The 13,334-nt window shown below is 51.3% G+C and carries 11 protein-coding genes; 4 read left to right on the top strand and 7 right to left on the bottom strand.

All coding sequences use genetic code 11. From position 1 onward, the window contains the following. Window positions 1–62: 62 nt before the first annotated feature. The 3 genes from rplY to A6301_RS17075 all read right to left on the bottom strand — a co-directional run bounded on the left by rplY (window position 63) and on the right by A6301_RS17075 (window position 2,757). The gene (gene rplY / locus A6301_RS17085) at window positions 63–347 is read right to left on the bottom strand and encodes a 50S ribosomal protein L25 (RefSeq protein ID WP_005967246.1); all 285 of its coding nucleotides are present in this window, start codon (window positions 345–347) and stop codon (window positions 63–65) included. A 407-nt stretch (window positions 348–754) separates the two neighbouring features. After that, on the bottom strand, window positions 755–2,515 hold the full coding sequence (locus A6301_RS17080; RefSeq protein ID WP_234258321.1) for a DEAD/DEAH box helicase: 1,761 nt from the start codon (window positions 2,513–2,515) through the stop codon (window positions 755–757). Window positions 2,516–2,517: 2 nt separating this feature from the next. Beyond that, window positions 2,518–2,757, bottom strand: coding sequence for a YecH family metal-binding protein (locus A6301_RS17075; RefSeq protein WP_205542096.1), 240 nt, complete (start codon window positions 2,755–2,757; stop codon window positions 2,518–2,520). A 213-nt stretch (window positions 2,758–2,970) separates the two neighbouring features. Between A6301_RS17075 and rsuA the strand changes: the two genes are divergently transcribed. From rsuA to ltrA, 4 genes are all read left to right on the top strand, one after another. Further along, window positions 2,971–3,666: a 16S rRNA pseudouridine(516) synthase RsuA gene (gene rsuA / locus A6301_RS17070; RefSeq protein ID WP_205542098.1), complete on the top strand. Its 696-nt coding sequence runs from the start codon at window positions 2,971–2,973 to the stop codon at window positions 3,664–3,666. A 40-nt stretch (window positions 3,667–3,706) separates the two neighbouring features. Next, the gene (locus A6301_RS17065; RefSeq protein WP_234258320.1) at window positions 3,707–4,897 is read left to right on the top strand and encodes a Bcr/CflA family multidrug efflux MFS transporter; all 1,191 of its coding nucleotides are present in this window, start codon (window positions 3,707–3,709) and stop codon (window positions 4,895–4,897) included. 382 nt (window positions 4,898–5,279) lie between these two features. Next, window positions 5,280–5,624, top strand: a complete 345-nt coding sequence (locus A6301_RS17060; RefSeq protein ID WP_107170062.1) for a YejG family protein — start codon at window positions 5,280–5,282, stop codon at window positions 5,622–5,624. A gap of 491 nt (window positions 5,625–6,115) precedes the next feature. Next, window positions 6,116–7,507 (top strand): group II intron reverse transcriptase/maturase, encoded by a 1,392-nt coding sequence (gene ltrA / locus A6301_RS17055; RefSeq protein ID WP_234258319.1) that lies wholly within the window; start codon window positions 6,116–6,118, stop codon window positions 7,505–7,507. 101 nt (window positions 7,508–7,608) lie between these two features. Here ltrA and yejF read toward each other — a convergent pair whose 3' ends face one another. Genes yejF through A6301_RS17035 form a run of 4 tightly spaced genes read right to left on the bottom strand, consistent with a single transcriptional unit; the run spans window position 7,609 to window position 13,140 of the window. Then, window positions 7,609–9,201, bottom strand: a complete 1,593-nt coding sequence (gene yejF / locus A6301_RS17050) for a microcin C ABC transporter ATP-binding protein YejF (protein ID WP_234258318.1) — start codon at window positions 9,199–9,201, stop codon at window positions 7,609–7,611. A gap of 1 nt (window position 9,202) precedes the next feature. Next, the gene (locus A6301_RS17045) at window positions 9,203–10,228 is read right to left on the bottom strand and encodes an ABC transporter permease (protein WP_107170064.1); all 1,026 of its coding nucleotides are present in this window, start codon (window positions 10,226–10,228) and stop codon (window positions 9,203–9,205) included. Then, on the bottom strand, window positions 10,225–11,322 hold the full coding sequence (locus A6301_RS17040; protein ID WP_107170065.1) for a microcin C ABC transporter permease YejB: 1,098 nt from the start codon (window positions 11,320–11,322) through the stop codon (window positions 10,225–10,227). Before A6301_RS17040 ends, A6301_RS17045 begins: the two co-directional genes overlap by 4 nt. Window positions 11,323–11,331: 9 nt before the next feature. After that, window positions 11,332–13,140: an extracellular solute-binding protein gene (locus A6301_RS17035; RefSeq protein ID WP_234258317.1), complete on the bottom strand. Its 1,809-nt coding sequence runs from the start codon at window positions 13,138–13,140 to the stop codon at window positions 11,332–11,334. Window positions 13,141–13,334: the final 194 nt, after the last annotated feature.

Below are 13,334 nucleotides of genomic sequence, written 5' to 3'. Positions count from 1 at the left end.
AAAACGCCGCATAAGCGGCGTTCTTCTTTTTCCGGCGTCCCGGAAAACGACTTCAGCGCAAACTAAACGCGAACGAAGTCGATATGAGTCAGTTTAGGCTTGTAAACGTGACGTTGTACAGCCTGAACTTTAACTTGCACTTCTTTGCCATCGATAGACAGGATCAGTGTTTCACCGTAGAAGCCATCTTTAACTTCTTGGTTTTTCACTGAGTCGTGATCCAGTTCGATAGATACTGGTGCTTCTGAACCACCGTAAACGATGGCTGGGAATTTACCAGCGGAACGCAGGCGGCGGCTCGCACCCTTACCCTGACCTTGACGTGCTTCTGCTTTGATAGTAATCATTTTCTTCTCTACTTATATAAAGTAATCCTGCTACAGGCGACCCAGCAGCAGGTTGGGGTATTCAGCTTCTGCGAACAAAAGCGGGCTAAATTCTAGCGGAATATGGCTTCGTGGGCAAATGAATCCCAACATTACTCGTCATACTTCAAGTTTCATGTGCGTTGGCAGCATTACTCGGCACACTGGCGTGTACCTCGCCCCGTTGGGGCCGCTGCAAGCAGCGTTCAAACTTGCCTCTGGCAGGTTTGTCAGTCACCCGAATCACTTACCTGAGTAAGCTCATCGGGATGAAATGAGAGACATCCTGTCTCTCACCGGAGGCCAGCCGTTGGCTGGTCAAATTCGTTCCCGACGAATTTGTCCCTCACTTGCCGCCTGCCTGAAACTCGAATTATTTAGAGTATACATTAGCCGCGGAGTTCGTTGGCGCGGCGAAAGCGTCCCTGATAATCAAAGATCTTTTCGCGTATTTGCCAGAATTTTCCGTTTTTACGCGCGACGACAAAGTCGGGCGCACGTAATAATTTCTGTTGTGCAACGACGTCAGCGGCATTTTGCCAGCTAAACGGCGTTCCCGGTGCGCGTTGGTGAACGCGTAAGAACTGTTGCAGGAAAACGTGGCGTTGCGCGGTAGAATGCAGACGAAAACGTTCGCTCACTTCCGCACCGTCCTCATCGTGGTAGAGGATTTTCAGCCATTCTCCTTTTGCGTCTTGTCCCTGTTCAAAACTCATGCCACTACAGCGCAAAACCAGCGCATCTTTCAGCTTCAGCGCCGCTTTCAGCATGTCGTCGGGATCGACTAACACCTCGTCACACTGGTGACAGCGCCGCGCCGCGATATCATTCTCCGCTCCGCAGTGCGGACAAACTTTAAACCGAAACCGAAAATCACACTGTTGGCGTTGGCCACTTTCTGCTATTTCCCAACCCTGACAGCGGCGGCCATAGTGTTCGATGATATCGCCATCGGGAGTGGTTTTTCCCCAGAACAGATTGGCAAAACCACATTCAGGGCAGAAAACTTGCACTGGCTGGCTGCCAGCATGCGGTTTGCTGTTGCCGACTTCTGGCGTATAGAGATCGTGCGGGTTACCCGCGTAATCCAGTATCAGGCAGTCCGTTTTCCCCGGATACAAACGTAAACCACGCCCGATGATTTGCTGATACAGGCTGACCGACTCTGTCGGGCGGAGAATGGCAATAAGGTCGACATGCGGAGCGTCAAACCCGGTCGTTAGCACCGCCACGTTGACCAGATAGCGCAGCGACTGCTGTTTAAAGGCATCAATCAGCGCATCTCGCTCGGCTGCCGGCGTATCGGCACTGACGAGGGCGGCCTGACCAGCCGGTAACAATGCTGTAATTTCTTTGGCATGTTCGACGGTGGAAGCAAAAATCATCACGCCGCGCCGCGTTTGCGCATAATCGATGACCTGACTGATGATGTGTGGCGTAATGCGCTGCTGGCGTTTGAGTTCGATATTTAGGTCAGCTTCGCTGAATAGCCCGCTGCTGCGGGCGACGAGCCGGCTAAAATCATATTGCACCACTGGCATATCCAACCGGTCAGGCGGCACCAGAAAGCCATGTTTGATCATATAGCGCAGCGGCAGCTCATAGATGCAGTCGCGGAACAAACACCGTTCGTCACCACGTATCATACCGTGATAGTGATACTGATATATCCAGCCTTTACCAAGCCGATAGGGCGTTGCGGTTAAGCCGAGTAACCGTAACTGCGGATTGGTTTTTTGCAGGTGCTGGATGATTTGCTGATATTGGCTGTTATCGTCGTCGCTGATGCGGTGGCATTCATCAATGATCAACAGTGAGAACGCATTATCAAACTGGTCGAGATTACGGGCAACGGACTGCACGCTGCCAAAGACCACTTTTCCCTGACTCTCTCGCTGTTGCAGCCCCGCCGCGAAGATATCTGCTTCCAAATCCCAGGCGCAGTATTTAGCGTGATTTTGCGCCACCAGTTCTTTGACGTGAGCGAGAACCAAAACACGGCCGCGTGCAAGCCGTGCCAGTTCGGCGATGACCAGGCTCTTCCCTGCGCCAGTAGGCAAAACGATAACAGCCGGTTGGGTATGGCGGCGAAAATAGTCGAGCGTGGCGGAAACAGCCTCACGCTGGTAAGGCCGTAATGTGAATGACATCGCTAGTGCTGGCAGATTTTACTGGCGCTGGTGGTGAACCCAGCATCCTGCGGGATAAACTTTCCGCGTTCAGACAGAAATTGCACCAACATTGAAGCCGTCATGTTTTCGGCGGAACAGGTATGAAAACGTGCTGCACTGCCGAAGCGGGCTTCTATAGTGCTAATTAACTGTTCGGTGGTAAATGATTCACCAGACGCGAGCATCATTTGCAAAACTTCATGACCATGAATAGATGACATAGTGTTGTCCTTAAAATGTAAGAAATTGTCCCTATTATGCCTGTTGATAATACCTAGTGCGAGGGATGCGCAGCCTGAATACGGGCTAAAAAGAGCGGTCCACAGACGGTGAATTGCAGGACGAGCGGGCAAAGCCTCGTTATACTATCCTCTCACAATTCAGGGCCTCACGATTTGAGTCAGGCAGTTATTTGAGATAGGTAGTCAGTGTTAATGCGATTGGACAAATTTTTATCCCAACAGTTGGAAATTAGCCGTTCACTGGTGGCGCGTGAGCTCCACGCACAGCGCGTTACCGTCGATGGTGAAGTGGTAAAAAGCGGCGCATTCAAGTTATCCCCGGAGCATAACGTTGAATTTGATGGAAACCCACTGAAACAGCAGAATGGCCCACGTTATTTCATGTTGAATAAGCCTCAAGGCTACGTTTGTTCAACGGACGATCCCGATCATCCGACCATTCTGTATTTTATGGATGTGCCCGTGGCGTACAAACTGCATGCGGCAGGGCGGCTGGATATCGATACCACGGGGTTGGTGCTGTTAACTGACGATGGTCAATGGTCGCATCGTATTACTTCGCCTAAACATGAGTGTGAAAAAACCTATCTGGTGACGCTGGAGCAGCCGCTGGCCGAGGATACTGCCGCACAATTTACGGCGGGCGTGCAGTTGCATAGCGAAAAGAATCTCACTAAGCCCGCTACGCTAGAGAAGATAACGGATCACGTCGTGCGGTTGACGATTAGTGAAGGCCGGTATCATCAGGTGAAAAGGATGTTTGCTGCGGTGGGGAATCGCGTTGTGGAACTGCATCGCGAGCGTATTGGCGGCATTTCTCTGGATAGTGAACTGGAACCGGGAGAATACCGCGAATTAAGTGCTGAAGAGGTAGCCAGCGTAAAATAAGCGTATTCAGAACGACCTTCTTTCTTATCTGGAGTTATTAGTGCAATTACGCCGACCTTCTCATCTCGGGCTGATTTTTATTCTTGGCCTGATTTCGATGCTAACGCCGTTAGCTATCGATATGTATTTACCGGCGTTGCCGACCATTGCTAACGAGTTTGGCGTGGGGGATGGGCATGTCCAAATGACGCTCAGCACCTATGTGCTGGGCTTTGCTATTGGTCAGATGTTTTACGGGCCGATGGCGGATAGCCTGGGACGTAAGCCTGTGATTCTCGGTGGCACGCTGGTTTTTGCGTTCGCTGGTGTAGCCTGTGCGCTGGCGCAAACGGTGGAGCAACTGATCTACATGCGTTTCCTGCATGGGGTTTCCGCCGCGGCGTCTGCGGTCGTTATTAATGCGCTGATGCGCGATATGTTCTCGCGGGATGATTTCTCCCGCATGATGTCATTCGTTGTGTTGGTGATGACCGTTGCCCCCTTAATCGCTCCGATTGTCGGTGGGTGGCTGTTGCTGTGGTTTAGCTGGCATTCCATTTTTTGGGCGATCTCTGGCGCGGCTTTTCTTGCATCAGCGCTGATCTTCTTTTTTATCAAAGAAACGTTACCGCCTGCGAAACAGCAGAAATTTCATCTCCGCACCACCATCGGGAATTTTGCCATCCTGTTTCGCCACAAGCGGGTATTTAGCTATATGGTGGCGAGTGGGCTGTCGTTTTGCGGCATGTTCTCTTTCCTGAGTGCCGGACCGTTTGTGTATATCAATCTGTATGGCGTTTCTCCTCAGAATTTTGGCTATTACTTTGCCCTGAACGTCGTTTTTCTGTTTGTAGTGACGCTGTTTAACAGCCGTAATGTTCGACGGTTGGGGGCTATGGCGATGTTCCGCACGGGGCTGGTCATTCAGTTTGCGATGGGGATATGGCTGGTGATTGTCTGCCTGTTCGACCTTGGCTTCTTACCGCTAGTGTTTGGTGTCGCGCTGTTTGTTGGCTGCATTGCGATGGTGGCGTCGAACGCGATGGCGGTCATTCTTGATGACTTCCCTCATATGGCAGGGACGGCATCATCGTTGGCTGGCACACTACGCTTTGGTCTTGGCGCGATCGTGGGGGTTATCCTCTCACTGGCTTCATTTAACAGCGCCTGGCCGATGGTGTTATCGATGGCACTTTGTTCTATCGGTGCATTTCTGCTGTATCTGTACGCACACCGTTCCGCTTCGTCCTGATTTTTCCCTTCTCTTCAGGTGCAGGTAAGGTATTCCTGCACCTGAATGTGTTCTTCTATTCTTGGTTTTCCTTCTGACGACGATAGTCTGGCATTCCCTTTTGTTTTGGTAATGTAAAATATTTGACCCAAAAGTGAACAAAGAAGCCAAAAAGGGTTGAGATATTAAGTGGAAAAGGTTACATATAGCCGGAAAAGAAGAGCAATTCGTGATCGGTTTGGCATTAATAGCGCTTGCAATCAGGCTTGTGAGCCACTAGCACGATATTTAAAACGTGTATTTGTTGTTTTTTTGTTCATCAAAAGTGGCGGGAAATGGTGTGAACACGCTACTATGATAAATATGTTACTATTTTGTGAATTATTACCTGAGGGAAACAGTAGTGGACGGTTTTCAACTTTCGGTAGTTCATCGTTTGCCGCAAAGTTATCGCTGGTTATCGGGTTTTACAGGTATCAATGTTGAACCGATTCCGCTGAGCGGCAGAGAAGAAGACAATAATCTGATTGGCCTCAAACTCTTGAGCCATGATGGCGATATCGCATGGGAAATTATGCGTCAGTTGAATCACTCCCTGTCTGAAATACAGGTGGAATGCGCCGTTCTGGAATGGGAAGGCGAACCCTGTTTGTTTTTACATCGTACCGATGAAAGTACTGCAATGTGCCGCTTGAAGAATGTCGGTGTTGCTATCGCGGAATCGGTATCGGCACAGTATCCTTTTTGAACCGCAGCGTCAGTAGTGGCGCTGCGGTTTTCTCTCGGTGCGCCGAGCATGGCGCGTAGTGCCTTGACAGGCGCTGTCTGTTGACTGTGGTGGTAAACAGACGACTTGGAGGTGCAAGTCCTCTACACACCCGGTAAGGGGAAGTGTTAGCTGAACGGCAAGGGTGTTCACCGTGAGGTGAAATCTGAAGGAAGCTGAAAGCAAAATGCGGGTCTGACGAACAGGAAGCGGTTTAGGCGGCACAGTGGGGTAAGGCGGCCGATATCGTCAACGCCCAATACTTACACGGAACGCTGTGACGTAGAGCCGACAGACATAGGCAGGAAGGTCACGCGAATTACCCCGGGAGCTCTGCCATTCTGCCACTGTGCTACCAATATCGAGAGGTGTTGGGAGGGAATGTCAGAAGTCAGCCGACGCCGTAGTAGTGCTCATTGACCAGGAGCACGAAGGGCTGAACAGGTTAACCGTAATTAGGACACGGATACTCGATGTCGATTAATGATGCACAAGGGCAGAACATTGCCGCCATCAGTCAGGGCTGCGGACAGAATCCGCGAGCGCAACGTAGTGGTGCTGAAATCGACACGGCGGTCAGTGGGCGAACGAAAGCGGAAGTGCCGTTGACAATCGAAACGGTGACAGAGAGAGCCAATATGATGCTGGCCTATCAGCGCGTGGTGGAAAACAAAGGTGCCGCAGGGGTAGATAATCTCAGCGTGTCAGCGTTAAAACCGTGGCTGAAAGAAAACTGGGCAAGCATCAAAAGTGCATTGATGACAGGACATTATCTGCCCCGCGCGATACGTAAAATGGACATCCCAAAGCCAGATGGCGGCGTGAGAACATTAGGTATCCCGACGGTAGCAGACAGACTTATCCAGCAAGCGATAGCGCAGAAACTGAGCGCAGTCGTCGACCCGACCTTCTCAAATTCCAGTTATGGCTTCCGCCCGGCCCGCAACGCATGGCAGGCAGTGCGTCAGGCACAAGCGTATATGCACAGCGGTAAACGCTGGGTAGTCGACATGGATTTGGAAAAGTTCTTCGACAGAGTAGAGCATGACATCGTCATGTCGCGGTTAGCGCGCCGCATCAAGGATATCCGGTTGTTGAAGTTAATCCGGCGCTACCTTGAAGCGGAAAGTGTCGACAGCAATAAAGAGAGAGTGAAACGTGAAAGAGGGATGCCGCAAGGCGGGCCTTTATCGCCGTTGCTGTCGAATATCTTGCTGGATGAGTTGGACAAAGAGCTGGAGCGACGTGGACACGCGTTCTGCCGATATGCAGACGACTGCAATATCTATGTAAGCAGTCGAAAAGCGGGTGAGCATCTTCTCAGGGATATGCGTGAGTATCTGACGAAAACGTTAGGACTGACGATAAACGAAAAGAAGAGTGCGGTGGCAAGACCGTGGGAACGTAAGTTCCTGGGGTACAGCGTGACAAGGCACAAATATGTTCGCTTAAAAGTGGCAGACAGTAGTGTAGCGAGGTTAAAGGAAAAGCTGCGCAGTCTGACGACAGGGCATAACTCGGCGTCAATCCAGAGTGTCATCAATAAACTGAAACCGCTCCTCAGAGGCTGGATAAGTTACTTCCGATACACCGGGGTGAAAGGGGTACTGGAGGAAATAGATAGCTGGATAAACAGGAAGTTGCGTTGTCTGCTGTGGCGGCAATGGAAGCGTCCAGGCACGCGAGCGAAGAAGTTAATGCAAGCGGGTTTAACGGAAGAAAGGGCGTGGCGTTCAGCGAGCAACCAACGAGGAGCATGGTGGAATGCGGGAGCGAGGCATATGAATCAAGCGATTAAAGTCTCGTGGCTAAGGAAGGCGGGCTTGCTATCACTACTCGAAGAACACAGGCAGTTCCAGAGTTAACCTGAACCGCCGTATACGGAACCGTACGTACGGTGGTGTGAGAGGACGGCGGGAGCGATCCCGCCTCCTACTCGATCTGGTTTCCGCTGTTTTTCTGCCACTCAGGATGAAAACTGTAGCAGCTCCCGCGTGTACTGTTCGGCAGGATGTGTGAACACCTGTTTACATTCGCCCTGTTCGACGACGTTGCCTTGTCGTAACACAATAACCTGATGGCATAGTGAGCGAATAACCTGCAAATCATGACTGATAAACAGGTAGGCGATTTTGTGCTTTTCCTGTAATGATTTCAGCAGCGCCAGAATTTGTGCCTGCACCGTCCTGTCTAGCGACGACGTCGGTTCATCGAGGATCAGCAGTTCCGGTTGCAGTATCAGTGCTCGAGCGATGGCGATGCGCTGACGTTGACCGCCGGAAAATTCCGAGGGATAGCGGTAGCGAGTGGTAGGGTCTAGCCCCACTTCCTGCATCACCGTGACTACGCGTTGTTCGCGTGCTTCTTTGCTCAATGTGTGATGGACGGTTAATCCCTCAGCAATAATTTGCTCCACATTCAGCCGCGGGTTCAGCGCGGAATTGGGGTCCTGAAAAACGACCTGAATCCGGTGACGAAAAGGCAGCATTTGCTTACGGGTGAGTCCCTGTAAGGGCTGGCCGTCAAACCAGATATCGCCGCGCGATTGAATCAGGCGCAGCAGCGCTAATCCGGTGGTGCTTTTTCCTGAACCGGATTCTCCCACCAGACCCAGACTTTCACCGCGTCGTAAGGCAAAGGTAATATTGTTAACGACTTGCTTTTCATCAACGGTACGGCGCAAAAGGCCACGTTTGATGGGAAACGAAACATGCAGTTTTTCCACCCGCAGAAGTGGTTCACCGTCATCTTCTATCGCAAGCGGCTCACCCGATGGTTCTGCGTCCAGTAATTGGCGCGTGTAAGGATGCTGAGGCGCGCTGAAAAGCAGCTGACAGCTGTTGTGCTCCACCGCCTGACCTGCTTTCATCACCGAGACATTATCAGCCAACTTACGGACGATATTCAGGTCGTGGGTGATGAAGAATAAACTCATCCCCAGTTCCTGCTTCAGCTCGTTCAGCAATTTCAATATTTGCGCCTGAACGGTAACGTCTAACGCCGTTGTGGGCTCATCGGCAATCAGTAAATCGGGCTGGGTCAGTAGCGCCATCGCTATCATGACGCGCTGGCGTTCCCCGCCGGAAAGCTGATGCGGGAAATCATTCAACCGGCTTTTCGCCTGACGGATGCCCACGCGATCCAGGCAGGAGATGACCTCGCTGCGGGCTGCCTCGGTGCGCATTCCCCGGTGTAACGCAAGCACTTCGATCAGCTGCTTCTCAATACTTTGCAGGGGGTTAAGCGATACCATCGGTTCCTGAAAGATCATTGCGATCCGATTACCGCGTATTTGACGCAGGGTTTTTTCATCGGCATGTAGCAGTGATTGTCCTGCGAAACGGATATCCCCTTGCGGATAAACCACGGGGGGAGAGGGGAGCAAACGCAAAACCGACAGTGCCGTGACGCTTTTCCCCGAACCTGATTCACCGACCAGCGCCAGCGTCTCACCCGCGTTCACCGACAGTGAAAGCTGGTCGACAACGCGCTGCTCCTGCTCGCCTTTGCGGAAGGCAATGCTGAGATTATCTATCTGCAATAAAGGTGAACTGGACATATTAATGCGCCTTGCTGGGGTCAAAGGCGTCGCGTACCGCTTCGCCGATAAAAATGAGTAAGGAAAGCACGATGGAAAGCACCATAAATACGGTAATACCTAGCCACGGCGCCTGGAGGTTATTTTTTCCTTCCAGCAATAAGGTACCTAGTGATGGTGAACCCATCGGCAGACCAAAACCGAGAAAATCCAGTGACGTCAATGTGGTAATCGATCCGCAGAGAATAAAGGGAAGGTAGGTCAGCGTCGCGACCATCGCATTTGGTAGCATACAGCGGAACATAATGGCGCGGTCGCTGACGCCCATTGCCTGCGCGGCGCGAATATAGTCAAAGTTTCGCGTACGTAGAAACTCTGCTCTTACTACACCAACCAGACTCATCCAGCCGAACAGTACGGTAATGCCTAATAGCCACCAGAAGTCCGGTTGGATAACGCTGGACAGCAGGATGATGAGAAACAGCGTCGGCATACCGGACCAGACTTCGATAAAGCGCTGGCCCCATAGGTCGAGGCGTCCGCCGTAATACCCCTGTGTTGCCCCGACAATAATGCCAATCACGCTGGACAGGATCGTCAGCGCCAGGCCGAACAGCAGTGAAATGCGGAAGCCATACAGTACCTGTGCGACCACGTCTTTACCCTGACTGTCTGTTCCCAGCCAGTTCTGCCACGAGGGGGCGGACGGGAAAGAGGCGGTAGTCGCGTAGTTTATGGTGTCGTAGCTGTAGCGAATCAGTGGCCAGATGGCCCAACCGTGGTTGCTGATACGCTCTGCGATATAAGGATCGCGGAAATCAGCGGTGGTATCTAACTGCCCACCGAATGTTCTCTCGCTGTGGTCAATGAGCACTGGCGTATAGAGCTGGCCGTCATATTTCGCCAGCAGCGGTTTATCATTGGCGATCAGTTCGGAAAACAAACTGAGAATAAACAGCACCATGAAAATCCACAGCGACCAGTAACCACGACGATTACTTTTAAAACGCGCCCAGCGCGCCTGATTAATCGGGCTTAAGCGGCTCATTGGCGTCCCTCAAAATCGATACGCGGGTCCACCAGCGTATAGGTTATGTCGCTGATGATATTCAGTAATAAGCCGATCAGCGTGAAGATATACAGCGTGCCGAACATGACGGGATAATCACGTTGCAGCGTTGCGTCATAGCCCAACAGACCCAACCCGTTGAGAGAGAACATCACCTCAATCAACAGTGAGCCGGTGAAAAACATGCTGATAAAGGTGGCAGGGAAGCCTGCAATCACCAGCAGCATGGCATTACGGAATACGTGGCGGTAGAGAATGCTCTTTTCATCCAGCCCTTTAGCGCGCGCGGTAACAACGTACTGCTTACGAATCTCATCCATAAAGGAGTTCTTGGTGAGCATCGTTAGCGTGGCGAAACCGCCAATCACGGAAGCCAGAACCGGTAGCGCGATATGCCACAAATAGTCAGTAATCTTGCTATACCACGGCAAGGTATCAAAATTGCTGGAGACCAATCCTCGAAGTGGGAACCAGTCCAGATAACTGCCGCCTGCGAACAGCACAATCAAAATGATTGCAAACAAAAATGCCGGAATCGCATAGCCAATAATGATGAGCGTGCTGCTCCAGGTATCGAACGGTGTCCCGTTCTTCACCGCCTTTTTGATGCCAAGTGGAATGGAAATCAGATAGACGATCAGCGTACTCCACAGTCCCAGCGTAATCGAAACCGGCATGCTCTCCTTGATGAGCTGCATCACCGAAGAGCCGCGGAACAGGCTGTCACCGAAGTCAAAACGAACATAGTCCCACAGCAGTTTAAAATAGCGCTCATGGATCGGTTTATCGAAGCCATAGCGCTTGGTGATTTCCTCGATGACTTCTGGGTCAAGCCCGCGAGAGCCTCTATAAACGTTCTCGATATTGGGGGCACCGCCGGTGCCAGCGCGTGCCATGCCGGCATCCATTCCACTATTGGCGGTATAGCCACTGCCATGCCCCATTTCGATCGCGGCGATGGCCTGATCGACCGGACCACCGGGGGCAATTTGTACAATGAAGAAGTTAATCGTAATAATCGCCCATAGGGTTGGGATGACCAGCAAGAGGCGGCGTAACAGATACGTTCCCATTTTGATTCCTTAACGTCGCTCTGCGGGCAGCGTGGCTGCCTGTTTGGTATCGAACCACCAGCCATCAAAACCCAGCGAATAGGCTGGGCGTACCGCAGGCATGGCAAATTTGTTCCAATAGGCGAAGCGGTCATGGTTGGAATACCACATCGGAATCATAAACTGATTCCAGGTTAATACCCTGTCCAGTGCACGGCCTAATGATAGCAGGGGGACTTTTTGCCCTTGATGCTTAACGATGTTTTCAATGAGCGAATCAATCGCGGGATCGCTAACGCCAGGTCTGTTGTAGGTTGAATTGATGTACTGTGAGCTCCAATACACTTGCAGATTGTCATTGGGGTAGAGGGACGCAGGGTACACCATAGCCGTCATGTCGAAATCTCGCTTGCGGATACGATTATTGAACTGCGTACTGTCGATGTTGCGCACGTTCATGGTAATGCCCAGTTTTTTCAGACTTTGCTGGAAAGGCAGGACATACTGCGAGTTACCTGCACTGGGTAGCAACAGTTCAAACGTAAATGGCCTTCCAGTTTGGCGATTGACCAGCTTTTGATCTTTCAATTCCCAACCGGCTTCTTCCAGTAGTTTGAGCGCCTTAAGCCAGTTTTGTCGGTCATAGCCGCTGCCATCGGAGGAGGGCGGTTGATAGCTGGGGCCGAAGACTTCTGCGGGCACTTTGTCTTTGAGTGGCGTCAGCCAGGCCAATTCCTCGGTGCCAGGTTCACCTTTAGCGGCATATTCGGTGTTTTGGAAATAACTGTCGGCACGCTGATAGGTGTTGTAATACAGCGCCTTGTTCATCCAATTGAAATCAAATGCCAGCGCTAATGCCTGACGTACACGGCGATCCTGAAACAGCGGTCGCTGGATATTGAATGTCAGCCAACGCGTATCCTGAGCGGATTGATTGGCCTGATCCTGTTTGATGATATAGCCACGCGCAAAATTGCCGCCTTGATATTGGGCTGCCCAGTTTTTTGGCGATCCTTCCTCACGCAGATCGAAGGCACCCGCTTTAAAGGCCTCCAGCGCGACGCTGTCATCCAAATAATAGTCGTAGCGAATTTTATCGAAATTGTACTGGCCTTTATTGACCGGTAGATCGGCACCCCAGTAGTCTTTTACGCGTGAATAGGTGACATATTGCCCCGTTCGATAGGCGGTGATGCGGTAAGGACCACTAGCCGGAGGCGGATATGAGAGTGGTTCGTTGAATTTGTGATGCTTCCAGAACTTCTCCGGCATGATGGGGAGCGTCAGCAGACTGAACATGCGGTTTTTTTCGGGCACGGGGAAATCGAAGCGTACGGTCAGCGGTGCAACGGCCTTGGCGGTAACATCTTTAAAATAGATGCGGAATTGCGGCACGCCCTGCGTCATAAACATGTTGTAAGTGAACGCCACGTCAGCGGCGGTGATCGGTGAGCCGTCATGAAAGCGGGCGTTGGGATTCATTTCTATTTCAATCCAGCGGAAATCCGCCGGATGGCGTGTTGTCAGCGCGACTAACGGATAATAGCTGCCGGGCTCGTCATCAGAAGACGTAAAGAGCGAATCGTAGAGTCGTTCCGTACGTGCTGCCGCCACGCCACGTAGCGCGAAACGGTTGAAATTATCAAAGGTACCTAGCGCACTGAGAGTAATGCTGCCGCCTTTGGGGGCATCAGGATTGACATAATCAAAATGGCTGAAACTCTCGCCATATTTGGGTTCACCCAAAAGTGCGAAGCGAGTGCTGTTTTCAATCGTTTCGGCATGCAGCCCAAAATGGGCTGTGCAAAGCAATACGGCAGCGATAACGCGTTTTAACATCTGACGGCAATCTCCTGCGAGTGGACGTTATCTGATTAGGCATCTGATGTAGATATGCCATATCGTAATGTCGATGATGCCAATTTTATCGGCATAAAGTTCTTGAAATAATTAACATTCCCATTGGGACGTTGCGTGTTTTCTTTTTATCATGAAATCAGGTAATAAACCTACCTTAATCACGACTCGTTAAT

This window comes from Pectobacterium sp. IFB5596 (assembly GCF_021432585.1).
GTDB lineage: Bacteria > Pseudomonadota > Gammaproteobacteria > Enterobacterales > Enterobacteriaceae > Pectobacterium > Pectobacterium punjabense.
Note: the sequence above shows the minus strand (reverse complement) of the source record. Positions and strands in the feature narration are given on the sequence as shown.